Origin of the sequence: Streptomyces ortus (assembly GCF_026341275.1) — a bacterium.
GTDB lineage: Bacteria > Actinomycetota > Actinomycetes > Streptomycetales > Streptomycetaceae > Streptomyces > Streptomyces ortus.
The window spans coordinates 3,480,445-3,504,973 of sequence record NZ_JAIFZO010000002.1 but is presented as its reverse complement, the minus strand read 5'-3'; the positions used below and the strand labels follow the sequence as shown (position 1 = coordinate 3,504,973).

Sequence of the window (24,529 nt, the reverse complement as noted above, 5' to 3'; positions counted from 1 at the left end):
CGCCATGACAGCAGGGAAACTCAGCGACAAGGTCGCACTGGTCACCGGCGGCAGCCGGGGCATCGGCCGCGCGATCGCGGAGCGGCTCGCCCAGGACGGCGCCGCTGTCGGTGTCAGCTACGCCCGCGACGAGACGGCGGCGAGCGAAACCGTCGAGACCATCCGCAGGAACGGAGGGCAAGCCTTCGCGTTCCGGGCGGGGTTGGGCGATCGCGGCGACGCGGCCCGCCTCTGGGCCGCCTTCGACGCCGCAGGCACGGAGCACGGGCTCGACGGGAAGCTCGACATCGTCGTCAACAACGTCGGCATCGGAGACTTCGCAGCCCTGGAGTCGCTGACCGAGGACGCATTCGACCAGGTCTTCGCAGTGAACGTACGCGCACCGTTCTTCATCACTCAGCAAGCACTGCCGCGCCTGCGTGACGGGGGCCGGATCATCAACATCTCCAGCTCTGTAGCCCGCTTGGCCACGCCGGCGATGATCGCGTACGGCGCCACCAAGGGCGCCCTGGACAACTTCAGTCTGACGCTCGCCAAGGAGCTGGGCCCCCGGGGCATCACGGTCAACTCGGTGGCCCCCGGAACCGTCCTCACCGATGCCAGCGCGGCCACCCTCCTGAACGATCCGCAGGCTGAGGAGCAAGCGGCGGCCCTCGCGGCCCTCGGCCGGATCGGGCGGCCGGAGGACATGGCCGACATCGTGGCCTTCCTCGCCTCCGACGACGCACGCTGGGTGACCGGTCAGGTCATCGACGCGACGGGCGGCATGGCCCTCTGACGTGATGCGGCCGGCTCCGGGCCCGGTCGGCCGCGAACCGCGGCTGCGGCGGTGGGTGGATTGCGGGTCACCGGCGCGCGTCGAACTCGGCCTGGCTGGTGCGGACTTGGGCACTGTGCTCGACGGTCCAGGCGTAGAGGTGCAGGAATGGTTCGCGCAGCGACTCGCCGAGCGGGGTCAGTGAGTACTCCACGCCCACCGGTGACGTCGGAAGGACCGTCCGCCGAACCATCCCGTTGCGTTCGAGTCGGCGCAACGTCTGGGTCAGCACGCGCTGCGTCACTCCGTCGAGCCGCCGTTTGATCTCGTTGAACCGGGTCGGACGCACCAGCACGGCCATCGCCATCATCGACCACTTGTCGGCGATCTGATCGAGGACGGGACGGCTGGGGCAGTCGGGCGCGAAGACGAACTCGGGGTCGGCGGCGAAGGGGTCGACGTGGTGCGCGGGGGTCGGCATGGCGGTGTCCTCAAGGATCCCTGGTGACTGCGAAGTGCGTTCTTGACCACTGTAGGCCCGCCACCGAATCTAGGTATGCAAGAGATACCGACCCAGCTCAGAACGGATTCGTAACCATGCCACTCGACGGGTTCAGCACCCTGCACACCGACCTGGACGGCGGCGTCCTCACCATCACTCTGGACAACCCGCCCGTGAACGCGCTGAGCGCGACCATGATGCGCGAGCTGCGGGACCTGCTCACCGGCCTGCGCTCCGAGACGACGGTGAAGGTGATCGTCGTCCAGAGCGGGATCCCGGAGTTCCTCATCGCGCACGTCGACATGGACATCCTCGCGCAGGCGGACGTGTTCGCCGACCTCGCGGCCTCGGCCCCCGCCGGGCTCAACGTGTTCCAGTCCGTCAGCGAACTCCTGCGGACCCAGCCCCAGGTGACCGTCGTCAAACTCGCGGGGACGGCGCGCGGCGGGGGCGCGGAGTTCGTCGCCGCCGCGGACTTGGCCTTCGCCGCCACCGAGACCGCCGGCCTGGGCCAGATCGAGGCCCTCATGGGGATCACACCCGGCGGCGGCGCCACCCAGTACCTGCTCGAAAAGGTCGGCCGCAACCGCGCCCTCGAGCTCGTCCTGACCGGTGAACGCATCGACGCCACCACGGCCGCCGCCTACGGGTGGATCAACCGGGCCGTCCCCGCCGCCGACCTCGACGCGTTCGTGCACCAGGTCGCGCACCGGATCGCCGCCCTGGCCGACGGGGTGGTCACGGCGGCCAAACGCGCCCTGCCGCCGCAGGACCACGCGGCCGGCTTCCGCACCGAGCACCTGGCCTGGGCGGAGCTGGTGGAACGCCCGGCCGCGCGGCAGTTGATGGCGGGCGCCACGCGTCGGGGCGCGCAGACCGTAGGGGGAGAGCGAGACCTGGAGGGCCTGCTGCGCTCGGTGGCAGCACAGCAGGCGTAGGGCGGGCTCGGCCTTCCGCCGAGCCCGCCCCGCCGGTCCCGTACCGGAGCCGGACCGTCCTGAGCCGTCAGCGCTGCAGTGTCAGCAGACCCGGACGGTAGGGCAGGAGGCCGTAGTCGCCGCCGGAGTTGGGGCTGCGGCCCTGGTAGAGCAGTTGCAGATTGCAGGGATCGACGGTCATGGTCTGGTCGGCGCTCGTGCGGATCAGCTCGCCGTGGCTGATGTCATTGGTCCAGGTGGCGCCGCTGTTGGCCTTGCCCGCGAAGGGGTTGCTCTCGGTCGCGGCCTGGGGTGTCCATGAGCCGTTCAGGCTGGTGGCCGTGAACGAGCGGAAGTAGCGGCCCTGTGCGCCGATGGCCTCGACGATCATGAGGTAGCGGTTCTGGCCCTGCAGTTTGTAGACCTGAGGGGCTTCGAACAGGTTGTTCGTCGTATCGCTCATGACCACGGTGGAAGTCGTGCCGAAGCTGCCCGGGAAGTTCCCGATCGGCATACTGGCCCGGTAGATCTTGCCGTTGTCACCGGCGAAGAACAGGTACATGTTGGTCCCGTCACCGATGACCGTCTGGTCGATGGGACCGGTTCCGGAGCCGGAGATGCTTCCGGAGAAGAGCACCTGCGGCGACGACCAGCCATTCGGGTTGGTGGGGTCGCTCGACGTGCGGTAGGAGAAGGCGGTCGCGCCCCACTGGTAGGTGAGCACCCAGAGGTTCTTCGGCGCGAAGTAGAAGAGCGTGGGAGCGACGGTGGGGGTCGACATCCCGTTCTGGCCGGCCGAGGCCATGTCCGACCAGTTGGTGAACAGGCCGAAGTTCATCGAACCCCAAGTCGTTCCCGTGTCGTGCGTCGTCGCATAGACGAGTTGCCGCCCGTTGTAGGGGACGACGGTGAAGTCCTTGAGCGAGACCCACCCGGACTTGGGCTGTGCCAGCGCGCCCGTCGATGTCCAACGGTATGTCGACGGGAGATCGCACTGGCCAGGGGTGTCGGCGCCGACCTTGACGAGTTGCCACTGCTGGTTGGTGCCACCCCAGTCGTCGTACTGGACGATGTTCGCGTTGTCGGCTGTGGAGGCGCCCTGCACTTCGAGGGCCTTGTTGCTGTGGCGCGAGATGAGCCGCACGTAGCCGTCCGAACTGTCGGCCAGTCGCCACTGCTGGTTGGCGCTGTTCAGGTCGGCCCACTGGACGATCGAGCCGCCGTTCGCGGTGGACCAGTTGTAGAGGTCCAGCACCTTGCCGGAGTGGCGGGACTTGATGCGGTAGTAGCCGTCTCCGGAGTCGACGAACTGCCACTGCTGCTGGGCTTGATCATTTCTGGCCCACTGGGTGATGCGGGCGCCGTCGGTGGTCGCCATGTTGTACACGTCCAGAGCCTTGCCGCTGTTGCGGTTGACCAGCACATACGAGGCGTTGGGGTCTACGGTCGCCGCGCTGGCGGGCTGGACACCGAGGTAGGCGGCCACGAGCAGCAGGGGCGCAAGAACGGCGAGCAGGCGTCTTGGGCGGACCGGGGACGGGTGGCGGAACCACATCGGAGAGCCTCCTTGGGGTGGGGCGGGGTGACGCGGACGATCCGGGTGGCAGCCCTGCCGGTGCCGGGGCAAGAGCGGTGTCGAAACTTTCGAAGAATTCCCGGGTTCTTCGACGCCACAAGCTAGGAACGCGTGGCCCCGCGGTCAAGGCTTGGCGCGTACATGTCTGCAAACAGTCGCTCGCCACTCAGGGCGTGGCATGCGGCCTCGCCCATCGCGGGCGCTCCGATGGTCAGGCGACGCGGTTCGCTGTCCGACACAACAGGGGATCGAATGTTTCGGGCCAGAAGAGGAAACTTTCCTGTTGCAGTATTGACTACCCGCCACCAATCCCTCAACCTCTTCCCGAGGGTCGACCGAAGTTCGAAATGTCGAACAAGTAGTAAGCGGCCAGGGGTACTGCCCTGGCTCCGCGCCTCACGCGCCGGATTCGGTGCGGTAAGTTCCCGGCGTCTGTCCCATGGTGCGGCTGAACGTGTCGATGAACGCGCTGGTCGTCGCCCACCCGCAGCGCCGTCCCGCCTCGCTGACGTTCGCCCCTTCCGCAAGCAGCACCATGGCGTGGAAGACCCGCACATTGGTCCTCCACTGCGGGTACGTCATGCCCAGTTCGGTCCTGAACAGCCGGGCCAGGGTGCGCTCGCTCACCCCGATGCGCTGCGCCAACCAGACTGCGGAGCGCGGGTGTTGCAGATCGTCGGTCACCAGCGCACAGGCCTGCCGCAGGAGCGGGTTGCCGGGGGTGGGCAGCGCCAACGGCTCGATGAGCGCGCGCCGCAGCCGGTCCCGCAGGACGGCGCGGAGGTGGTTCGCCTCGGCTGCGGGGAGCGACGGTTCACTGCACGCGATGATCAGTTCGCGTACCAGGGCGTCCGCGGCCACGACGGTCGGCGTCCCGGAGTCGAGCAGGACGTCATCGACGGGGAATCCGAGGGTGTGCACGGAACTGTGTCCGTGCACCCGGTGCTGGTGCCAGGTCCCCGCGGGGATCCACATGGCGCGGGCGTTGGACGCCACCCAGGACGCCTCGCCCGTCTGGACCGCCAGGACACCGGAGCTGACGTACAGGAGTTGGTGATAGCCGTGCTGATGCCGCCCGATGACCTCACCCGCGAGATGTGCGTGGGTGGAATCCCTGGGCTCCCTGTCCATCTCCGTTGCCTGGCTGTTTTCCGACATACGACGGCAGAATAACGGAAGCGGCACACCGTACGGCCCTGCGAGCGTGGCCACCATGCCCAGGACGCCGCAGACCCCGCCCTCCGACCGCCCGCCTTCCGTCGCCCCTCACCCGCTGAAAACACGAGTCACCTCAGGTCTGCGCGGCGCGGCGCTCGACATCCGTCCTCTGGCGCATCCCGTCTTCCGACGCCTGCTGATCGGGCAGAGCGCGGCGTACATCGGGACCATGGTCACGGGAGTCACCATTCCCGTGCAGGTCTACGCGCTGTCCCGGTCGTCCCTGTCCGTGGGCCTGACGGGACTGGCCGGACTCGTACCGCTGGTGGTCTTCGGGCTGTACGGAGGTGTCGTCGCGGACCGGTTCGACCGCCGCGTGCTGTACCTGGCGTCGGCGTTCGTCACCTGGGGGACGACATTGGCGCTGTTGTTCCAGGCGGTCGCGGCACTGCGATCGGTACCACTGATCCTGGTTCTCGTGGCCGTCCAGGCCGGTGCGTTCGCCATGTCGTCCGCGGCCCGCGGCGCCATCATCCCGCGGGTCGTCCCCACCCACCTGGTGCCCGCCGCGAACACTTTGTACTTCACCGCCGGCAACGTCGGGCAGGTCGTCGGACCGCTCGTGGCAGGAGCCCTGATCTCCCTGCCGAACGGCTACTGCTGGGCCTACGGCGCCGATGCCCTGCTGTTCTCCCTCCTGCTGTACTCCGCCTTCCGCCTCCCTCCGGTCAAGCCGACCGGTACGCCGATCCGTGCCGGCGGGCTGCGTCCGGTCCTGGACGGGCTGCGCTTCATCGCGGCGGCCCCCGTGCTGTGGATGTCCTTCGCCGTCGACATCGCGGCCATGACCCTGGCCATGCCGACCGCCCTTTTCCCGGAAGCCGCAGAGCTGCGGTTCCACGGCGGAGCGGGCCTGCTGTACTCGGCCATCGCGATCGGCTCGGTCACCGCCGGACTCTTCAGCGGATGGATCGGCCGGGTACGCCGGCAGGGGCGGGCGCTGGCTCTCGCGGTCGCCGTCTGGTCGGCGGCCGTCACTCTCGCGGGTACGGTCCACCATCTCCTGGCCGCCGTACTCCTGCTGGCCGCGGCCGGGGCGGCGGACCTGGTCAGCGCGGTCTACCGCCAGACGATCCTGCAGACCTACACACCCGATGCCCTGCGCGGTCGTATGCAGGGTGTCTTCACCGTCGTCGTCGCGGGCGGACCCCGCCTAGGTGACCTGCGTGCCGGTGCGATGGCCTCAGTCACCGGCCTCGGCCTCGCGTGGAGCGGCAGTTCACTGCTCTGCCTCGTCCTCGTCCTCGGCGGAGCGCTGCTCGTCCGGCCGTTCTGGCACTACGACGTCACCTCCACCCACCCCGACCACATGACCCGTCAGAGCTAGCTTCAGCACTGCTGAGCCCGTCACGAGATCGACGGACAGACATGGCTCACCGGCAACGCTTCCCGGTGACCGTCGAGCGGGTCGCGCTCAGCGATGCCAGGAGGTGCAGCCTGTCCGCGTCGGGGCTGCCCGGCTCGGCCGTCCAGACCAGCATGACCGAACCGGGCGCGCCGGGCAGCGGATAGGTGTCCCAGTCCAGGACGACGTCGCCGACCTCGGGTACGTGGAAGGTCTTGGTGCCGCTGACCGCCGCGCCCACGTCGTGCCGGGCCCACAACCGCCGGAACTCGGCGCTGCGGATGCTCAGTTCACCGACGACCGCGGTGGCACGCGGATGGGTGGGGTCGGCGGCGACGGCGGAGCGCATCATGCCGATGTAGTCCAGGGCCTGTCGCTCCCAGTCGGAGCAGCTCCGCTCGACGGTCAGCGTGTCGTCGAACATCAGCAGGAGCATGTTGAGTCGGTGGGGCGGAAGGCCGGCCGGGCTGCCGAGCAGGACCTCCGCCATCGTGTTCCAGGCCAGCAGGTCCAGGTGCCTGCCGAGTACGACCGCCGGGGTGTCCATCACCCCCAGCAGCCGCCGCGTACTGTCCGGAACCCGCTCCGGGCCGCGCTCCACCCGGCTGGGCACGGGCCGACGGGCGGCGTGGGCCAAGGTGAACAGGTGCCGGCGCTCCTCGTCGTCGAGGACGAGCGCATCGGCGAGCGCGTCGAGACCCCGTCGGACGGGCGTACCTCCCTGCCCTGCTCCATCCGCTGGTAGTAGTCGGTGCTCAGCCCGGCCAGCAGCGCCAGCTCCTCCCGCCGCAGCCCGGTGACCTTGCGCCGGCCACCGGGCTCCAGACCGACGTCACGGGGACGCAGCCTGTTGCGCCGGGCACGCAGGAATTCGCCGAGTTCACGAGCGTACGGATGGGTCATGCCGCAAGTGTGCCGCCGCACCGGGCGTCCACGGTAGGTCTCACAGACCTAGGGAAACGCGAACCACCGAAGCCGCCCGGCCTGCTCCTAGCTTCGTTGTTCCACCGCATGACAGTCACGATCTCCAGGAGCAGAGCATGGCCGCATGGACCGCCGACCGCATTCCCGACCAGCACGGCCGGACCGCCGTCGTCACCGGAGCGAACTCGGGTCTCGGGCTGGTCACCGCGACCGAACTGGCTCGCCACGGCGCCCGGGTCGTGCTCGCCGTCCGCAACACCGCCGCGGGTGCGGAGGCCGCGCGCCGGATCGGCGGTGACGTCGAGGTGCGCGAGCTCGATCTGGCGTCCCTCGACTCGGTACGGGCCTTCGCCGCCGGACTGACCGCCGACCACCCGGTCGTGGACCTGCTGGTCAACAACGCCGGAGTGGTCCTGCTCGGCCCCCGCCGCACCTCCGCCGACGGCTTCGAGCTGCAACTCGGTACGAACATGCTGGGCCCCTTCGCGCTGACCGGCCTGTTGCTCGGAGCCATCTCCGCGGCGCCGGAACCTCGCGTGGTGAGTCTCAGCTCGATCACCCACAAGAGCGCGCACCTCGACTTCGACGACCTGATGTTCGAACGCGACTACCGGGCCGCACGCGCCTACGGCCGGTCCAAGCTCGCCACCACGGTCTTCGGCATCGAGCTGGACCGCAGGCTGCGTGCCGCAGGATCGCCCGTCGTCAGCGCACTGGCCCACCCCGGCCTCACTCGCACCAACCTGACTCCGCGCGCCTGGGAACACCGCGGCCGGCCCGGCCAGGTGATCGCACGGCTCGGCCTGCTGGCCACCCAGTCGGTGGAGCGGGGCGCGCTGCCGCAGCTGCGGGCCGCGACAGAGCCCGGTGTGCGTGGCGGCCAGTTCTTCGGCCCGGGAGGACTTTTCGAGACCCGGGGCCGGGTCGTCGAGGCCCGACTCAGCCGGGAGGCGACCGACCCGGACGCCGGCAAGCGGCTGTGGTCGGCGGCCGAAGAACTGACCGGGGTCAGCTACCTGTGAGTGTGTGCTTGTGTTCCGTGGGGCTTCTCGCGCCGGCAGCCTGCCACCCGTACCTGCGCGGAAGGAAGCGACAAGACAAATTTTCGAGGATGTGCGTGGATACCGCGTAGTTGGGCACTCGGACTATCGCACCGAGGTCCTGGTGTAGATCGGAGCCGGGGACCTCATGGGCGAGAAGAACTTAGGCCGTTCCGTGGCTCATACGCACACGCGTCTGAGTCAGACCTGACGACAGGAAGTTAACATGATCATTCTTGGGCTTATTCTGCTGCTCATCGGCTTGCTTGTCGGCATGGGACTGCTCACGACAATCGGCAGCATCCTCATTGTGGTGGGCGCTGTCCTGTGGATCCTGGGTGCCAGCGGTCGCGCGGTCGGTGGACGCAAGCACTTCTTCTAAGAGTCAGGGGGCCTCACCACGCCGCGACCCGTGAGGCCGGCGGGGATGATGAAGCTGGTTGCCGTCACGGGCGGTGGACGGCGGCATCCCCGCCGCCACCGCCCCTGCCGACTGGGGTGGCATTGCGGCTCTACGCGGTTGTGGCAATGCCGCCGTCGACGGGGATCACGGCGCCCGTCAGGTATGCACCGGCCCGGCTGGCGAGGAACACGGCGACACCCGCCATGTCGTCGTCGCGGCCGATCCGCCGTAGTGGGGCCGACGCCGCGATCGCATCGCCGAGCTCGTCGAGGGTCTCGGCCATCATCGCCGACGGGAACGGTCCCGGCGCCACGGCGTTCACGGTGACATGCTGAGGACCCAGTTCCCGGGCGAGCACCCTGGTGAGCTGATGCAGCGCGGCCTTGCTGCTGGAGTACGAGTAGTTGGGTCGATGAGGGATGTGGATGGCGGCGATGCTGCCGATGTTGATGATCCGCGCGGGATCGTCGCCGGTACCCGCCTTGCGAAGAGCGGGCAGAAGCGCCTGGACCAGCCAGAACGGCGACTTGAGATTGAGGTCGACGACCGTGTCCCAGGCCGCGTCCGGGAACGTCTCCAGCGGCTCGTCCCACATGGCGCCCGCGTTGTTAACGAGGATGTCGAGACGCTCCGATTCGGCGGTGACGAGGTCGGACAGCCGCTGACACTCGTCGTGGCGGGACAGGTCCGCGGGGACCGCCCGCACCTCACCGAACGAGGACAGGTGTTCCTGCGCCTGAACGCACGCTTCCGCGTTGCGTGAGCTGATGACTACTCGGGCGCCCGCCTGGAGAAGGCCACGGGCGATCATCATTCCGATGCCTCTGGTGCCACCGGTGACGAGCGCGCGCTTTCCCCGCAGATCGAATAGTTCTGCGTGTGTTGTGAATTGGTTGTCCACCACTTGCCGTCTTCCTCTTTGGCCATACGGGATGATGCGTCGACCCGTCGGGTGCTCGGTCCAGCTGCCGGAGGACTCATCACGACTTCGCCGGGGTCGCGGTGGCTGACCGCAGAGCAAACACATGCCTATGCGGCCGAGTCCGAGAGCCGAGACTTCGAGGGTCTGCTCTGGTGCGGGTTGTTGCATGGCGGATGCTCCCGAGGTACCGGTCACCCGCATGCCCGCAACGCTAGGGCCTTGGCGTGCACTTCAAGCAAGCGAGACAGGCACGGCGGAACCGCCGGTCGCGCCGCCGGTCGGCCTGCCCCGAGCCGTACCCGGAGCTCAACGCCTTCGCGCGCCGCGCCACCGCCGCCCCACTCCGGCTCGGCCGCCTGACCGCTGCCAGTGCGAAGAACCGTCGGCCCCACGCACCGGCGGCCGTCACCGGAGGGACGTCGTCATAAGCGGGCCAACCCCCTACCGCAGTGACAGTTCAACCAGCCGCGCGCCCGCCCCCGCGCCCACCCTCGCTCCGGAGCCGGTGTCGCCGTCGACGGCGACAGCCACGTAGCGTGCCTCGGTGTCCGTGCTCAGCTGCCGGCTCCGTCCCGGGCCTGCCGGCCGCCCGATCTGCGCGTACGTCAGCCCGTCCGTGCTGACCTCGACGCGTACCCCCGGCACCCGCCCTCGAGTCCACCGCACGCTGATGCTGCGGATCCGCCGCGTCGCGCCGAGGTCGACGACCATCCGACCGCCGGGGCCGGGGGTCCACGCCGTCGCCGGATCGCCGTCCACGGCCGCGGAGGGGTCCGACATGCCCTGCGGCAGCGGCGATGTGGGGAAGACGGTGCGCCCCAGAGCGAGATCGTCGCGCGGATACGCGGGCGTGTCGCGCAGCGTGCAGGTGGCGACCCGTCCCTTGCGCACCACGACCACCGCCCTGGCGTTCGAGCCGACGACCTCCACGCGGCAGGACGGACCACTGAGCCGGACCGTCGAGGCATCGACGACCTCCGCGCGCAGGCCCACCGGCAACCGACCGCCGGCCAGCGGGCGCAACGAGAGACGCGGCGCGAGGACCTGAGCCGTGGCAGCGTCGACAGCGGCCTCGTACGAGCTGCCGGCCGTGTCCACCGACTGCCGGCCCTCGAACAACGTAAGGCGGGACCGGGACTGCGGGATCGCGACCCGCGTGGTGATCGCCCGGTCGGAGAGGTTGAACAGGCTGAGGTGGCCGTCGGTGACAGCGGCACGTACGGCATCGTCCGTGGCGTGCGGGGCGGGGCTTGCGGCCAGTTCGCGCAGGGCGGCTGGGGAGGCGTCGGGCAGGCCTTCGACCAGCAGCGGGGCGGCCGGACCGTCCGCCAGGATCACGGTGTCGCCGTACACGGCCAGCCGGTGTTCCGAACCCCGCACCACGAGTCCCGCACGGCCGTCGACGTCGAGCCAGCCACCCCGGCTCGACACGTCGGGGACCGGCCAGGACACCAGGTCGGTCCACTCCCGCCCGTCCACAGAGCCCTGCAGAAGGTAGGCGCGCCCCGCGGCGGCCTCCCAGCGCAGAGTCACCCGGTCCACGGAACGTGAGCCACCGAGGTCGACGGCGAGCCAACTGTCCGCGCGGGGGCGCTCCGCCCGCGAGACGGCCCACCTGCTTGCCGCATTCCCGTCCACCGCCAGCGCCGGCTCCTTGCCGGGATCGAAGGACGAGGCGGTGGCCGTCGCACCCCGGGCGAGGTCGGTGCCGGCCGCCCCGTCGCGTGCCTCGAACTCGAACAACGAGTATCCGTACGTCGGATCGGGCCGGACCCCGGTCATACGCAGGTGCCGTACCTCGGTCCGCGTGAACGTGAGGTCGTCCACGCGCGGGGAGGGCACCGGTGGGCGGGCGTCCTGCGCGGTGACCGTGGTGCTGCCCTCCGCGAAGCGGTAGGTACGGGAGCCCGACAGTCCGGCCACGCCTGGCATGGTGAGGTTGTGCACCTCCAGATGCCCCTCGCCGGCGGCGACGCCCGTGGTCGCGTAGACGACGGCGCCCGAGGGCAGAGTCGTCCAACCGGCGTACTCCGTACCCAGCCGCAACACGGTCGCGCTGCCGTCGAACCCGTCACGGACGCGGCTGTATGTACGCACCTGACGGCTCTCGACCTTGCCCGACACGGCCGGGAGGAACATCGGGGTGGTTCCGCTGATTTTGAACAGCCAGTCGTCGTGCGCCGGTTGCCAGGCGAACTTCACGAAGCCGGGCTTGGAGACGGCGCCGGCCCAGGCTCCGGCCGACTGGTGGGAGACCAGCCCCGGCTCGGCTCCGAAGTCGGTGACTCCGCCGGCCCGCGCGAACAACTCGGCCTCGGACAGCGGGCGGACCGTGTGCCCCTGCTCGGCCGCCCACACATGCAGCAGGTAGCTGATGGCCAACTCGGCCCTTGCCTCCGGCTCGTACTTCGGTTCGCCCGAGAACTTCGCCAGCCGGTACTGCGGCGGGTACGCCTGATACGCCTCCAGTCGCGCGGCCAGTGAGCGCTCCGCACGGGCCGCGGCCCGGTCGCCGCCGATCTGGGCGAGGAAGGCGAGTGGGATGACGTCTCGCCCGTACAGGTGCTCGCGGTCGGCCACCATGGGCATCAGCGGCTCTCCTGCGTCGCTCATCACGCCGAGGAGGGTGCGCCACAGGAGGTCGGCGTTCGGCTGCCGGGTGAGTACCTGCGGCATCGGGCGCCCGGCCGCGATGAAGTGCGCGGCGTTGCGTCCCGACGTACGCCACAACTCCTGCTGGTAGTGCGGGCCGAAGGATCCGTGGTTCTCGACGATGAACGTGTCGTACAGGTTGTGGGCGGTGTTCGCGGAGACGGGAACGCCGTCGACGCGGGCCGGGTTGGCGAAGTCCGCTTGGGGCAGCCCCGCTTCGTTGCGGGACCAAGTGCCGTACGCGGTCAGCCAGTCGGCGTGCCGGGGGTCGTCCGCGGCCCAGGCGGCACCGGGGGCGAGGGACTGGGCGTAGACGCCCATCTCCTCCAGTTTGGTGTCCTTCTGATAGCCGCCGGAGAGCCCGTGGGGGGTCCAGTCGCCGGAGGCCGGGTCGTCACCCGTGCCCAAGGCGGCCGTGTAGGCCGCCTGTTCGCGCGCGATGGTGTCGACGTGCTGGTGGGTCACTGCGTCGAGTTGGTCCCACAGGAGTCGCGCGGCGAGGACGAAGTACGACTGGAAGGTCGTGTCGAAGAACAGCTTGCGGCCCCACTGGGTGCCGCCGGTCAGCCGGTTGGAGGCGGCGAAGTGCTTGATGGTCGCCAGAGTCCGGGTCCGCAGGGTCTGCTCGTCGACACCGGCCCGGTCGCTGTCGTACGCGCCGTGCGTCAGGAGGACCGCGTTGCCCAGGACCACGGCGAAACCGAAGTCCTTGTCCGTGTAATAGCCGCGTGCCTGGTCCCATTGCTGCTCGGACCAGCGGGTGTGGTTCAGCAGGACGCGATGGTAGACGGCCGCCACCTCGTCCGGCGGTGCGTCGGCTCGTCCCGCGAGAGCGCCGGAACGGTCCTCGGCGTGGGCGGCGGCGGGTCCGAGTGCCACAGGCAGGGCGGCGAAGCCCGCGGAGACGCCGAGGAGTTGGACGAACCGGCGTCGAGCAACCGGGGGAGGGGGTATGCGGGACACGATCGACGCCTCTCTCAATGAACCAGACAACGTTGTCAAGCGGCAGCGGTAATCTTTCGTCCATTCGGCGCGGTGCGTCAAGGTCTGTGACGTGTGCACCTGTCCGCGGGGGACAGGAGCGACGGCGATTGAGGCTCGCCGGTCAGGGCCGATACGGGCCGTTGTGGGCCCGTATCAGCCGGTGGCGCCGTACGGGCCCCGGGCCCTACTTCGATTCCGGGGCCTCCTCGAAGGGCCGTTTCCCGTCCCAGGGCACCTCGGCGCAGGGTTTCACCGCTCCCTTCACCGCGTACACGGTTGGGTCAGGGCTGATCCGGCCCGCCGGTTCCGGCTCCTCGAAGACCAGCCAGTCACCCGAGCGCAGTGTGTATTCGTACTTGGGCATCACACCGGAGGGGTCACCTGAGGAAGTCAGGCTCCAGAGCGGCTGGTACACCTCACCGCGAGGGTGCGCGCAGACGTAGCCGCTCCTGGGCTTGTCCACGCTCACGTGGATGCCCTCCACCCGGAGCCTGTCGGTCAGCTCCTCCTTGTCCTGACGGCTCAGCAGGATCTCCTCCAGGCTCACCGTGACACTGCCGTCCTCGTGCCGCTCGACGGCGTACGCCTGCGCCCCTCCCGTCGACGCAGGCAGCGCCACCGCGCCCCCCACCGCGGCGGCACACGCAGCAAGGGCGACCAGCGCCCGGCGGGTGGTGATCCTGCGACGGCTCGACGGCTCCGCAACCGACGGCACCACAACCGGTGAGTCCTCAACCGGCGCATCCTCGACCCGGAGGGCGAGCTCCCGCTTCAGTTCGTCGAGCAGACGGTCCTCGAAGGTCTTCGTCGTCCTGGCGCTCATGCCTCTCCCCTTGCGTACGTGAGTGCTGCCTGCTGCCCGCCGACTTCGGCCGCCGCCAAGCGCAGTGCCCTGCGCGCCCGGTGCAGTCGCACCCGGGCGGTGACCTTGCGTATGCCCAGCGCCACGGCGGTCTCGGTGACGCTCAGTTGGTCGACGGCCACGAGTTCGATCACCGCGCGCTCGCCGTCGGGGAGCCTGTCCAGGGCGGCCAGCGCACGACGCCCTGCCTCCTCGGCGTCGAGCTTCTCCTCCAGCCGCCCGATGTCGTCGCCCTCCAGCAACCGACGGCCGGCGATACGGCCCCCGAGCACGTTCTGACGCGCGCTCCTGCGGGCCTCCGTGGCGACCACGTTGCGTGCGATGCCGTACAGCCAGGCCGTCTCGCTCCCGAGGTCGGGGCGGTAGGTACGGGCGGAGTCGATCACCGCTAGGAAGGTCTCGGCGGTGAGATCGGCGACGGTGTGCGGGTCGGTGACCCGCCTGGCCATGAAGCGGGTGACGGCGTCGACATGGCGGCGATAGAAGGCCTCGAAGGCGACCGGGTCGTACATCTCTCCCCGTGGGCCGCTCCGGCTTCTGCTCTCGGATGCCAAGGTGTGAACCTCCCGTTGTCCGTCCTGCTGTCACTTCTACTTGGAACAGGGAGTCGAATGCGTTACAGGAAGGCCCTCGGCGGGCTGCCTGGGAGGCGAAGAGCGCTGTACGAGGAATTTTCCGTGCACGCTGGTCCGCCGACTGACCGACTGACAGAACGCATCCATCAGGACCTGGCGGGACCAAACACACAGAAGCACCCTCGCCGGCGATTCGGCGGGGGTGCGGAGGCCTCTCCATGAACTCTTTCGGGCCGAGCGTCGGCGCGGCTTCGGTCACGGATCAGCGTCACCGTGACCGGGCGGGTGAGCCGGCAGGGGAGGGGTGTTGTCAGACGTTGCAAAGCCCGAACCGTCGGTTCGGGCTCCGGTCGGTCGGAGTTACGGCGTGGCGGTGGTGTTGGAGGTGAGTTCCGGGATGGTGCGGGCCTTGAGGATGCCTTCGACGCCGTGGAGGAAGGTGTCGGAGATCAACTTCGGGTCGAAGAGACAACCGGCTGCCATGGCGCCGTCGCGGAGCATGATGAAGTGACGCCCCGCAGCGTCGGCCGTCTTCTCGCTGGTTTGTGCCAGCAGGTCGGTGACAGTGGTCAGGAACCATTGCCGGTGGGCAAGGACCATCTGGTGAATCGGGTGGGCGGGATCGGAGTACTCGGCCGCCGCGTTGAGGAAGGCACATCCGCGGAAGCCGGCCGACTGGATGCCGTCGGTGATGGACCGGGCCACTGCCCGGACCTGGTCGTTCGGTGACGGGCTGCTCGCCTGAGCGGCGGCGACCTGCCCCCGTATGGCCTGGTCGGCCTGCGCGAGGTAGGCCAGGATGAGGTCTTCCTTGCTCGCGAAGTGCCGATACAAGGTGGCCCGGGTTACCTGCGCCTCCGCGACGATCCGGTCGATACCGACGGAGTGGATCCCCTCGGTGTAGAAGATCCGGGTTGCTGTGTTGAGCAGCCGCGTACGCGCCTCAGATACCACGCCGCTGCCGCCTTCAGTACTCCGACTCATACGCTCCCTTACCAGATCTCGACGAGATAGAACGTTCGATTTCCACTATAGTACGTCGAGCCCCATGCAGGTAACGGACGATGGTTTCGCAGGGGCTCGCCCAGGCGTTGTTCTGCCCCGGCCCGGCGCACTTGCGTGGGGCGTCCCGCTCGGTCGGGGGAGGCTCAGCGCGCTCCCCCCGACCGGCGTCACGCTACCGTGACATCGAGGGCAACCGGAACGTTGCCGCGTGTCGCCTTGGAGTACGGGCACATGGCGTGAGCTGCCTCAACCAGCTTGTCCGCTGCCTCCTGCGCGACGCCGGCCAGTTCGACATGCAGGGCGGCGTTGAGGCCGAATCCACCCTCCGGCGTCTTCTCCACGCCCACCTCGGCGACGACAGCAGAGTCGGAGATCTGGATCTGCTGCTGGGCCGCTACGGCCTTGAGGGCCGAGTGGAAGCAAGAGGCCCAGCCTGCGGCGAACAGCTGCTCGGGATTGGTTGCGCCCCCGGGGCCGCCCATCTCCTTCGGGATTGCGAGTGTCACGTCGAGCAGTCCGTCATTGGTCCGCGCACGTCCTCCCGCCCTGCCGTCGCCGGTGGACGTGGCAATGCCTCTGTAAATGGTGTCAGTCACTTCTACTCTCCCGGTTGAGGAAGCGGCATGGTCAAGCCGCTGTCTCACTCTCGCGCCTGCGGTGACCGTCGTGACGGATTCTCCAGCCGACGGATTCGCTGTTGCACGGTAGAACGTTCGGTCTAGATGTCAGTCTCACGGCTGGAAGCGGTCACTGTCAAGACAGAACGTTCTAGCCCCCTTCGAGTGGTGTGGGTGGCGCCATGGATGACTGGGGGCTGGGGCATGTGACTTCGCGCGAGCGGCCGAAGCCGATCTACCGCTGAAGCAGTGAAGGCCTGCCAGCTTCGTCCAGCGGTGTGTAGCTGTTCCGGCCGCGGTGTACGGAACCGACGCCGAAACGGGTGGATGAGTGGGAGGTTCCCACCTCTGGTCGATCCGGAATCGCACCTAAGGTGACGTGCGGCATACAGATCCCCGCGTCCCTCGATCCCGTGTCCGCCCCGCGTGGCGGACCTGCCGACCGGAAAGAGAAGACCCATGCCCGATCAGGCCCTCGTCGCGACCGTCGCCGGAGCAGTCGATGTCATGGACGGTCTGATGCAGCCGCGTCCGCTCACCATCGCGCACATCCTTGAGCGAGCCGAACGGCTTTACGCGCACAAGCACGTCACCACAGCCGGCACGGAGCGGCACACGTATGTCGACGTCGTACAGCACGCTCGGCGTCTCGCCACCGTCCTGGACTCCCTCGACGTCCCGGTCGGTGCCCGTGTCGCCACGTTCGCCAGCAACAACCGACGCCACCTCGAGCTTTATCTCGCCGTCCCGGCCACCAAGCGAGTCCTGCACACCATCAACATCCGGCTCTCGTCGGAGCACCTCGAATACATCGTCAACCACGCCGAGGACGACGTGGTGTTCGTCGATCGCAGGCTGCTCCCACGGATCCGGCCGATTCTCGACCGGATGCCACGTGTGCGGCACTGGGTGGTGCTGCCCGACGGCAGTCCGACGGACATCCGACCGGATCCTCGCATCCTGGACTACGACGAGTTGCTCTCGGGTGCTGATCCGTTCGCGGGTTCCTTCGAGGACACGTTCGTGCTCGCGGACGAGAACCTGGCCTCCGGGCTGTGCTACACGTCGGGTACGACCGGACGGCCCAAGGGCGTGCTGTACAGCCACCGTTCGACCGTCCTGCACTGTCTCGGCACACTGGCGGCCGGTCTCATCGGCCTCCGCGAGAGCGACGTCGTGATGCCGATCGTGCCGTTCTTCCACGCCAACGCCTGGGGGCTGCCCTACGGCGCGATGATGGCGGGTGCCTCCCTGGTCCTGCCCGGCCACTCGGCGGAACCGGCTCACCTGCTCCAGTTGATGCAGACCGAGCGGGTCACTGTCGCGGGTGCCGTTCCCACGGTGTGGTCGAGTCTGGTTCCACAGCTGAGGGAGTACGACCTTAGTGCCACACGCTTCCTGCTCGGCGGCGGGTCCGCCGTTCCGCCGACGCTGTCCGAGACCTATCGCGCCGCGCTAGGGGTACCCATCACCCATTCCTGGGGGATGACGGAGGTCAGCCCCGTCGGGGCCATCGGCGGTACGCGCACCCAGCACGAGCAGGCGACCCCGGAGGAGCGGGTGGCAGTACGGGCCGCCCAGGGGCAGCCGCTGCCGTTGGTGAACGTGCGGATCGTCGACGTCGACACGGGCCGGGAGCTGCCGCGCGACGGCCACGCCGTCGGCGAGCTGCAGGTGTCGGGGCCGTGGGTGGCCAGTGGCTACTTCCGGGTGGGAGCGGACGAGAGCTACACCGACGACGGCTGGCTGCGCACCGGTGATCTGGCCACCATCGACGCCGATGGCTACCTGCGCCTGGTGGACCGGATCAAGGACCTGATCAAGTCCGGAGGCGAGTGGATCTCCTCGGTGGAACTCGAAACCGCCATCGCCTCACACCCGGACGTCGCCGAAGTCGCCGTGATCGCCCGCCCGGACCCGCGGTGGACGGAACGTCCCGTCGCCTACGTGGTGCTCCGTGAGGGCAGCGGGGGCACGGCCGACGAGCTCTTGCAGCACATCACGCCGATGGTCGCCAAGTGGTGGCTGCCCGACGACATCGTCTTCCTGGCGGCCCTGCCCAAGACGGGTACCGGCAAGTTGTCGAAGAGCAGCCTTCGGGAGTCGATGCGTATGGGCTGAGGGCATTCGACCTGCCGGGGCCTGACAGGACTCGGTTCGGTGGAAGCGCCCTTCAAGGCTGCATCGGGGCAGCCGCGATCGCTCTGAGCTGGTGCAGCCGCAGTCCGAGTTGCAGTTCCAGGTTGTACTCGTGGCGCCAATCGAGGTCGAGGACGCTGCTGGCGCGGTCCAGTCGCTTGAGCAGCGTATTGACATGCACGTACAACGCCCGTGCGGTCGCCGCCACATTGGCGTGGTGGGCGTAGTAGGCACTGAGCGTGTCGACGAGATCGGTGCCGCGTTGCTCGTCGTACTCCACCAGCGGTCCTATGGTGTCGAAGACGAACCGGTTGAGCTCCTGGACCCGCTCGGTGTCGAACGCCATGGCATAGAGGGCGTACCGACGGGTTGTGGCACCCAGGTCGGTATGCCCGATTCCTCGCACCACGGCGCCGCAGCGACTGGCCAGGGAGAAGGCGCGTGCCCAGTCGTGATGCACCACCCGTTCTCCGATGACGACGACGGGGCCTGCCAGCGTGCGACGCAGCTGCTGGTGGACCTCCTCGACGGTCCGGTCGTCATCGGCACTGGGCAGGATCAGTGTGGCCCTGCCCAGGTGCTCGCCGGCCAGCCCGGAGTGGTCCCGGGCGATGTCGTGCAGATGGCGCGAGAGGTCGATCGACGACACCGTGGGCGAGTCGGCGACGAGGAGCAGGCCGAGGCGGTCGACGTCGATGCCGCGGGCCTGCGTGCGGGCCCGCTGGGCAGGGCTGATCCCGGGGCTGCCGACCATGAGCTCGGTCAGCAGCTCCCCGCTCAGTCGCTCGCTCGCTTCGGTGACGGCCCGTTCCTTGAGGATGAGCAGCCCCAGGATGTGGGTGGCCCGCTCAAGGGTGTGCAGATCCATGTCGTCCGGGCCGCCGTCGTCGGCGACCTCCGTCCGGCTCCACGCCAGTGCGCCCAGGTGGCTGTCGCCTGCCTGGATCGAAGCCACACTGTGGGCGACTCCGGCGGTGTCGGCCAGGTGGGTGCAGCGGCCCGAGCGGTTCGCCTTCTCCACGGCATCGGCCAGGTCGACCGGGGACGGGGTCCGGCACGGACTCGACGTCGAGTCCCGGCGGATGAGAGTCACGCCGGCCCTGTCGAGGAGTGACACACCTCCCCCCAGCTGATCGGCGAGCAGCTGTGCCACGTCGCCGGTCGTCCCGCCCCCCAACACGGCACCGGTCAGCGCTTCGTGAATGGCCTGCGCCTGCTCCATGACGGCCACATGCTCCTCGATCTTCCGGTACGCGATCTGCAGCTCCCGCAGGGCGGTCCGGCTCGCCTCATAGAGACGGGCATTGTCCAGGGCGACCGCGGCGTGATCCGCGAACGCGCTCAACAGGGCGATCTCGTCGGCCTGGAAGGACCGTTCGGAGCGCTCCGCGGCGAAGAGGGCGCCCACCGCCTCACCTCGTATGACCAGAGGCACACCGAGCAGCGCGACAAGTCCCTCGGCGTCGACCAGGCGGTCGAAGTCCGGGTCGTGGTGGATCAGCGTCGTGGCGGCGTAGTCGCGAACCCAGTGCGGACTCCGCGAGGCCAGCACCTTCCCACCGAGGCCCACGTCGGCGGGTATGCAGGCCGCGAGGAACGAGGCGGAGATCGTCCCCTGTGAAGCCCGGGCCGACAGCCTGCCGTCCCCGCCCACCAGCGAAAGGTAGGTGAAGTCCGTGTTGATCAGGTCATGGGCGTGGTGGACGATCGACTGCAGTACCGCGTCGAGTTCGCCCAGTGCGGTGAGTGATTTGGCGGTCGCGTACAACGACGCCAGCTCGCGCTGTCGGCGCACGAGCGAGTACGTCTCCGTCCCACTGCCCGGGTCGCTGACCACAGAGCCGCCCTTTCCACTGCCGGGTAGGAGAAAGCTCCACCGGGTCGACGCGAGGTGTGTGTGATGTACACCTCAACCAAAGGGTAGCGGCGCCCTAATGTCACCGCCATCACCCTGCTGTGCTCTCGACGAAGGCGGCATGTATGGCAACCCCGCTCGTCCAACCCGAAGGACCATCCGGCCGGCTCGGCGGCGGCGAATCCACCACGGCGCGCCATGCCTCGCGCAAGCTGCAGGCCGCCGGGCTCGTCGCCAGCTCACTGGAGTGGTACGACTTCTTCCTCTACGGCACCGCGGCGGCACTGGTGTTCCCCAAAGTGTTCTTTCCGCACTCATCGGCTCTGATGGGGACCCTTCTCGCCTTCAGCACTTTCTGGGCGGGCTTCGTGGCGCGTCCCATCGGCGGGGTGCTCGCCGGACATCTCGGTGACCGATACGGACGCAAGCCCGTCGTCGTGACCTGTCTGGCGCTCATGGGAGCCGCGACCTTCCTGATCGGCTGCCTCCCCAGCGCATCGGCCGTCGGCACACTGGCCCCGGCGCTGCTGGTCACCCTGCGCTTCGTCCAGGGACTCGCGGCCGGCGGTCAATGGGGAGGCATCATGCTCCTCCTCACCGAGTCCGCCAGTCCCAAACGACGGGGCTTCGCGGGGACTTTCGGCCAGACCAGCGTCCCGGTCGCCGTGATCATCTCCAACCTCATCTTCGTGACCGCCGGCGCCCTGATGCCGGATGACGACTTCCTCAGCTGGGGCTGGCGCATCCCCTTCCTGGTCAGCGTCGTGATGTTCCTGGTGATTCTCTACATCCAGACCAAGGTGGAGGACACACCGGAGTTCCGTGAACTGCAGCAGGAGGTGTCACGGCCGGAGAGGGGAGTGGTCCGCACTCCGCTGGCACAGGTGCTCCGCGACAGGTGGAAGACCATCCTTCTGGGCTGCGGTCTCCTGTCAGCCACCAACAGCCTTTTCTACGTAAGCATTTCGGGACTGCTGAGCTACGGCACCGGCACTCTCGGACTCGAACGCAACCCCCTGCTGACGGTTGTGCTGATCAGCGCCGTGGCCATGCTCGCGACCCTCCCATGGTCGGGGTACATGTCCGACAAGGTAGGCCGTCGGCCACTGATCCTGGTCGGCGGACTGGGCGTCGCCGTATGGGCCTTCCCGTACTTCTGGCTCGTCGACACCGCGTCGCTGCCGCTGATCTTTGTCGCGGTGGTGGTGGGCTTCGTGTTCCAGTGCCTCACCTACGGCCCGATCGCGAGCTTCCTCGGAGAGCTCTTCGCGCCCGGCGTGCGCTACTCGGGCGCCTCGCTGGCCTACCAGCTCTCCGCCATCATCGTCAGCGGTGGCACGCCCTTCCTCATGACGGCACTCATCGCGAGGACCGACAGCACCCTGCCGGTCGCCTTCTACATCATGCTCATGGGCCTGATCACCTTCGCCAGCGCATGGTTCCTGCCCGAGACGAACCCCGCCGAAGTCCGCGACGACCCCGCCGCCGTCCCGGGCGCACACCTCTACCGCTGATGTCCCGCAGGCCGGCGGGAGACGAACAGCCTGTGGAACGGCGGCCGGCACACCACGGAGGACAACCCCACCTCGTGCCCACACGATTCAGGAAGAGGCCCACGTGAGGAGACCAACGGCAAGAGGTAAGCGGACTTGTCGCATCGCCGCGTTTGCGGCCATGAGCGTCCTGGTGGGCGTGCTCCACGGCCCGGGAACCGCACCCGATATCGCGACGACCACGGCTGAGGTCACCCACTCGACGACCGTGCCGCGATGCGCCGCGCTGGAAGGGACGAAGATCCCGGCATCGGCCATGACCCTGCCGACGAACGGCGGTCGCGTCGTTTCCACAGCGGTCATGACCAGCCTGGTCAGCGGCGAGACGGTCAAGTACTGCCAGGTCGGCCTCGCCATCCACCCCGTCGACGCGTCGGCGCCCGACATCAAGACGAAACTCGCCCTGCCCTACGGCTGGAACCGCAAGGCGCTCATGTTCGGTGGCGGCGGCTACAACGGCACCATCCCCGACCTGCGGCAGAACGTGCCGTTCGGTCCCACCGACAAGCCGGCGCCCCTGGCCCGCCGATATGCGACATTCGCCGGTGACTCCGGCCACCAGGAGAGCCCGGAAGCCGTTCCGTCGTTGGACGGGTCATTCGGCGTGAACGACGAAGCGTTGGCCAACTTCGCCGCCGGTGACGCACTCAAGAAGACACGGGACGCGAGTGTGTTCCTCATCCGGCGGGCCTACCGGGCGAATCCTGCCGCCGTCTACTTCGCCGGAGGTTCCACGGGCGGTCGCGAGGCTCTCGTCGTCGCTCAACGATGGCCGAAGGCCTTCAACGGCGTGATCTCCGCCTATCCGGCCTGGAACAACCTCAGCGAGGTCCTGGGCCTGGGGTACCTCGCACACGTCCTGTCCCGGCCCAACGCCTTCCCGGGGCCCGTGAAGCAGACACTCCTCTACGACAGCGTCATGCACACTTGCGACGACGTGGACGGGGTCAAGGACGGCGTCATCTCCCACCCGGCCGCTTGTCACTTCGATCCGCACACCCTTCGCTGCCCGCGCGGTGCCGACACCGGCCCGAGTTGTCTGTCGGTCCCTCAGATCGAGTCCGTGACCGCCATGTCCTCCCCGTTCAGATGGCCGTATCGAATCGCCAGCGGCGAGACCCAGTACCCGGGTTTCCCGTTCCTTTCGGGTGCCGACATGAGGACTCCGTTCCTCGGCTTCGGCGTCACGGCCCCGGCCGATCCCATGCCCGTGACGAGCGGCTACGGAATGCAGTACTGGGACCAATGGGTCAAGTACTTCCTGACCCGGGACCCGCACCACAACGCCCTCGACATCGATCCCAGGCGTCCCGGGAAGTGGCTCGACCGCATCAGCCACTTGTCCACGATCCAGGACCGCAACAACGTGGATCTCCGCCCGTTCGCCCAGGCAGGCGGCAAACTGCTGCTGCTCCATGGCGCAGCGGACGAACTGGTCTCCCACCGCTCCACGAGCGACTACTACAGACGAGTGCGCGACCTGTCGGGCCCCGACGCGGCCCGCACCTTCATCCGGTACTACCTCGTGCCCGGAGCCAACCACGCGAACTTCGGCACGCCGGCGTTCGCCGCAGGCTGGGACTCCCTATCCGCACTCGAACGATGGGTGGACAAGGGACAGGCCCCCGCCCATCCGGTAGTGACCGACCAAAACCACCACCGCACACGCCCACTGTGCGTATATCCGGACTGGCCCATGTACCGGACGGGTGATCCGGACAGCGCGTCGAGCTTCGTCTGCACGCGCTGACGGTGTCCGCGGCGGGAGGTCGAGTTCCGGGTCACCGACCGCGCGGACGTCGTAGCGTTCGTCGACGCCGCGGTGGCCGAGCACGGGCGCGAGGCCGCCATCTCGCCGGATGCGATCGCCCGCGCGATCTCCTACGCCATCGGAGAGCCGGCGGATGTGGATGTCAACGAGTTGATCACCCGGCCGGTCCGAGCACGCTGATGCCACGCTGCCGACTCCGCGAAGGCAGGGCGCCCGGTCTGCGGGGGCGCCCTCCCTCGAGACATGTTCCTGGAGCGCGAGGTGACTCCACTGGTTGCCTGCTTCCCGGTCCCGCCGACCCTTGGTCGGGTGCGTGCCCGGATGTGGAGTAACTCCCTGCGCGAGCGCAGAGATTCAGGGACCCTGGATAATCGTGACCGAAATCTTGAGCGATACCACTCCAGGCAGTGAAGTAACGGCACTTCTTCGCAGCCTGCACGGGCAACGACGCCACGTTCTGGGCATCCTTGACGGGCTCGACCCGGCGGACCTTCGACGGCCCGTGCTGCCTTCGGGATGGGACTGCCTGGGGCTGGTCCAGCACCTTGCGCTCGATGTGGAGCGGTTCTGGTTCCGCGCGGTCATCGCCGGGGACCAGGCAGTCATCCACGGTCTGACGAGCGGCGACGAAGCGTGGAAGGTGGACCCGGAGGTGCCGGCCGTGGACGTACTCGACCGGTATCGGCGAGAAGCGGAACTCGCCGATGCTGTCATCACCGCCGCCCCTGCCGATGCCGCACTGGCCTGGTGGCCCCACGACCTGTTCGGTGAACCGCACTTGCACACGCTGCGCGACGTCCTGCTGCATGTCATCACCGAGACGGCGTGCCACGCAGGCCACCTCGACGCAGCCCGGGAGCTGATTGACGGCCGCCGCTGGCTGGTCCTGACCTGAGAGGCGCCGTTCCGACG

The 24,529-nt window shown here is 68.6% G+C and carries 21 protein-coding genes; 9 read left to right on the top strand and 12 right to left on the bottom strand.

Translation table 11 applies throughout. From position 1 onward, the window contains the following. Positions 1-4: 4 nt before the first annotated feature. Positions 5-778: a glucose 1-dehydrogenase gene (locus K3769_RS18790; RefSeq protein ID WP_267027564.1), complete on the top strand. Its 774-nt coding sequence runs from the start codon at positions 5-7 to the stop codon at positions 776-778. Between the two features lie 67 nt (positions 779-845). On the opposite strand, the gene K3769_RS18785 is transcribed toward K3769_RS18790, so the two are convergent. Then, positions 846-1,238, bottom strand: a complete 393-nt coding sequence (locus K3769_RS18785) for a winged helix-turn-helix transcriptional regulator (protein WP_267027563.1) — start codon at positions 1,236-1,238, stop codon at positions 846-848. Between the two features lie 116 nt (positions 1,239-1,354). Between K3769_RS18785 and K3769_RS18780 the strand changes: the two genes are divergently transcribed. Then, on the top strand, positions 1,355-2,197 hold the full coding sequence (locus tag K3769_RS18780) for an enoyl-CoA hydratase/isomerase family protein (protein ID WP_267027562.1): 843 nt from the start codon (positions 1,355-1,357) through the stop codon (positions 2,195-2,197). A gap of 67 nt (positions 2,198-2,264) precedes the next feature. On the opposite strand, the gene K3769_RS18775 is transcribed toward K3769_RS18780, so the two are convergent. Together K3769_RS18775 and K3769_RS18770 are read right to left on the bottom strand one after the other, a co-directional pair. Further along, positions 2,265-3,731, bottom strand: coding sequence for a non-reducing end alpha-L-arabinofuranosidase family hydrolase (locus K3769_RS18775; RefSeq protein WP_267027561.1), 1,467 nt, complete (start codon positions 3,729-3,731; stop codon positions 2,265-2,267). A 417-nt stretch (positions 3,732-4,148) separates the two neighbouring features. Further along, the gene (locus K3769_RS18770; RefSeq protein ID WP_267027560.1) at positions 4,149-4,910 is read right to left on the bottom strand and encodes a helix-turn-helix transcriptional regulator; all 762 of its coding nucleotides are present in this window, start codon (positions 4,908-4,910) and stop codon (positions 4,149-4,151) included. A gap of 55 nt (positions 4,911-4,965) precedes the next feature. On the opposite strand from K3769_RS18770, the gene K3769_RS18765 reads away from it, so the two are divergent. Continuing rightward, positions 4,966-6,297, top strand: a complete 1,332-nt coding sequence (locus K3769_RS18765) for an MFS transporter (protein WP_267027559.1) — start codon at positions 4,966-4,968, stop codon at positions 6,295-6,297. Between the two features lie 46 nt (positions 6,298-6,343). Here K3769_RS18765 and K3769_RS40925 read toward each other — a convergent pair whose 3' ends face one another. Together K3769_RS40925 and K3769_RS40920 are read right to left on the bottom strand one after the other, a co-directional pair. After that, on the bottom strand, positions 6,344-6,862 hold the full coding sequence (locus K3769_RS40925) for an MmyB family transcriptional regulator (protein WP_308216370.1): 519 nt from the start codon (positions 6,860-6,862) through the stop codon (positions 6,344-6,346). Next, positions 6,862-7,218, bottom strand: coding sequence for a helix-turn-helix domain-containing protein (locus tag K3769_RS40920; protein ID WP_308216369.1), 357 nt, complete (start codon positions 7,216-7,218; stop codon positions 6,862-6,864). The genes K3769_RS40925 and K3769_RS40920 overlap by 1 nt, the downstream gene beginning before the upstream one ends. 137 nt (positions 7,219-7,355) lie before the next feature. On the opposite strand from K3769_RS40920, the gene K3769_RS18755 reads away from it, so the two are divergent. Together K3769_RS18755 and K3769_RS18750 are read left to right on the top strand one after the other, a co-directional pair. After that, complete coding sequence (locus K3769_RS18755) at positions 7,356-8,261, top strand: oxidoreductase (RefSeq protein ID WP_267027558.1); 906 nt, start codon at positions 7,356-7,358, stop codon at positions 8,259-8,261. A gap of 244 nt (positions 8,262-8,505) precedes the next feature. After that, a complete protein-coding gene (locus tag K3769_RS18750) occupies positions 8,506-8,661 on the top strand; it encodes a hypothetical protein (RefSeq protein ID WP_267027557.1) in 156 nt (51 codons plus the stop codon). Positions 8,662-8,791: 130 nt separating this feature from the next. Here the strand turns inward: K3769_RS18750 and K3769_RS18745 are convergent, their stop codons facing one another. The 6 genes from K3769_RS18745 to K3769_RS18720 all read right to left on the bottom strand — a co-directional run bounded on the left by K3769_RS18745 (position 8,792) and on the right by K3769_RS18720 (position 16,278). Continuing rightward, a complete protein-coding gene (locus K3769_RS18745; protein ID WP_267027556.1) occupies positions 8,792-9,586 on the bottom strand; it encodes an SDR family oxidoreductase in 795 nt (264 codons plus the stop codon). A gap of 459 nt (positions 9,587-10,045) precedes the next feature. Next, positions 10,046-13,219, bottom strand: coding sequence for a discoidin domain-containing protein (locus K3769_RS18740; protein WP_267027555.1), 3,174 nt, complete (start codon positions 13,217-13,219; stop codon positions 10,046-10,048). A gap of 205 nt (positions 13,220-13,424) precedes the next feature. Next, positions 13,425-14,063 carry a hypothetical protein gene (locus K3769_RS18735; RefSeq protein ID WP_267027554.1) on the bottom strand — a complete coding sequence of 213 codons (639 nt, stop codon included), beginning with the start codon at positions 14,061-14,063 and terminating at the stop codon, positions 13,425-13,427. Next, positions 14,060-14,614 carry an RNA polymerase sigma factor gene (locus K3769_RS18730; protein WP_267027553.1) on the bottom strand — a complete coding sequence of 185 codons (555 nt, stop codon included), beginning with the start codon at positions 14,612-14,614 and terminating at the stop codon, positions 14,060-14,062. The genes K3769_RS18735 and K3769_RS18730 overlap by 4 nt, the downstream gene beginning before the upstream one ends. A 423-nt stretch (positions 14,615-15,037) precedes the next feature. Further along, entirely contained in the window at positions 15,038-15,661 is a 624-nt protein-coding gene (locus K3769_RS18725) for a TetR/AcrR family transcriptional regulator (protein ID WP_267027552.1), read from the bottom strand. 188 nt (positions 15,662-15,849) lie between these two features. Continuing rightward, a complete protein-coding gene (locus tag K3769_RS18720; protein ID WP_267027551.1) occupies positions 15,850-16,278 on the bottom strand; it encodes an organic hydroperoxide resistance protein in 429 nt (142 codons plus the stop codon). A gap of 480 nt (positions 16,279-16,758) precedes the next feature. Here K3769_RS18720 and K3769_RS18715 point away from each other — a divergent pair, with 480 nt between their 5' ends. After that, positions 16,759-18,420, top strand: coding sequence for a long-chain fatty acid--CoA ligase (locus K3769_RS18715; RefSeq protein ID WP_267027550.1), 1,662 nt, complete (start codon positions 16,759-16,761; stop codon positions 18,418-18,420). A 52-nt stretch (positions 18,421-18,472) separates the two neighbouring features. Here the strand turns inward: K3769_RS18715 and K3769_RS18710 are convergent, their stop codons facing one another. Next, positions 18,473-20,275 carry a helix-turn-helix domain-containing protein gene (locus tag K3769_RS18710; RefSeq protein WP_267027549.1) on the bottom strand — a complete coding sequence of 601 codons (1,803 nt, stop codon included), beginning with the start codon at positions 20,273-20,275 and terminating at the stop codon, positions 18,473-18,475. A gap of 143 nt (positions 20,276-20,418) precedes the next feature. On the opposite strand from K3769_RS18710, the gene K3769_RS18705 reads away from it, so the two are divergent. The 3 genes from K3769_RS18705 to K3769_RS18695 all read left to right on the top strand — a co-directional run bounded on the left by K3769_RS18705 (position 20,419) and on the right by K3769_RS18695 (position 24,512). Continuing rightward, entirely contained in the window at positions 20,419-21,807 is a 1,389-nt protein-coding gene (locus tag K3769_RS18705; RefSeq protein WP_267027548.1) for an MFS transporter, read from the top strand. 160 nt (positions 21,808-21,967) lie between these two features. Continuing rightward, on the top strand, positions 21,968-23,596 hold the full coding sequence (locus K3769_RS18700; RefSeq protein ID WP_267027547.1) for a tannase/feruloyl esterase family alpha/beta hydrolase: 1,629 nt from the start codon (positions 21,968-21,970) through the stop codon (positions 23,594-23,596). Positions 23,597-23,990: 394 nt separating this feature from the next. Next, entirely contained in the window at positions 23,991-24,512 is a 522-nt protein-coding gene (locus tag K3769_RS18695) for a mycothiol transferase (protein ID WP_372514975.1), read from the top strand. Positions 24,513-24,529: the final 17 nt, after the last annotated feature.

Bases quoted from the DNA above. Each gene is read 5' to 3' on its own strand.
- K3769_RS18790 (WP_267027564.1), top strand. From the start codon at position 5: ATGACAGCAGGGAAACTCAGCGACAAGGTCGCACTGGTCACCGGCGGC.
- K3769_RS18785 (WP_267027563.1), bottom strand. From the start codon at position 1,238: ATGCCGACCCCCGCGCACCACGTCGACCCCTTCGCCGCCGACCCCGAG.
- K3769_RS18780 (WP_267027562.1), top strand. From the start codon at position 1,355: ATGCCACTCGACGGGTTCAGCACCCTGCACACCGACCTGGACGGCGGC.
- K3769_RS18775 (WP_267027561.1), bottom strand. From the start codon at position 3,731: ATGTGGTTCCGCCACCCGTCCCCGGTCCGCCCAAGACGCCTGCTCGCC.
- K3769_RS18770 (WP_267027560.1), bottom strand. From the start codon at position 4,910: ATGTCGGAAAACAGCCAGGCAACGGAGATGGACAGGGAGCCCAGGGAT.
- K3769_RS18765 (WP_267027559.1), top strand. From the start codon at position 4,966: ATGCCCAGGACGCCGCAGACCCCGCCCTCCGACCGCCCGCCTTCCGTC.
- K3769_RS40925 (WP_308216370.1), bottom strand. From the start codon at position 6,862: ATGGACACCCCGGCGGTCGTACTCGGCAGGCACCTGGACCTGCTGGCC.
- K3769_RS40920 (WP_308216369.1), bottom strand. From the start codon at position 7,218: ATGACCCATCCGTACGCTCGTGAACTCGGCGAATTCCTGCGTGCCCGG.
- K3769_RS18755 (WP_267027558.1), top strand. From the start codon at position 7,356: ATGGCCGCATGGACCGCCGACCGCATTCCCGACCAGCACGGCCGGACC.
- K3769_RS18750 (WP_267027557.1), top strand. From the start codon at position 8,506: ATGATCATTCTTGGGCTTATTCTGCTGCTCATCGGCTTGCTTGTCGGC.
- K3769_RS18735 (WP_267027554.1), bottom strand. From the start codon at position 14,063: ATGAGCGCCAGGACGACGAAGACCTTCGAGGACCGTCTGCTCGACGAA.
- K3769_RS18730 (WP_267027553.1), bottom strand. From the start codon at position 14,614: ATGTACGACCCGGTCGCCTTCGAGGCCTTCTATCGCCGCCATGTCGAC.
- K3769_RS18725 (WP_267027552.1), bottom strand. From the start codon at position 15,661: ATGAGTCGGAGTACTGAAGGCGGCAGCGGCGTGGTATCTGAGGCGCGT.
- K3769_RS18715 (WP_267027550.1), top strand. From the start codon at position 16,759: ATGCCCGATCAGGCCCTCGTCGCGACCGTCGCCGGAGCAGTCGATGTC.
- K3769_RS18705 (WP_267027548.1), top strand. From the start codon at position 20,419: ATGGCAACCCCGCTCGTCCAACCCGAAGGACCATCCGGCCGGCTCGGC.
- K3769_RS18700 (WP_267027547.1), top strand. From the start codon at position 21,968: ATGAGCGTCCTGGTGGGCGTGCTCCACGGCCCGGGAACCGCACCCGAT.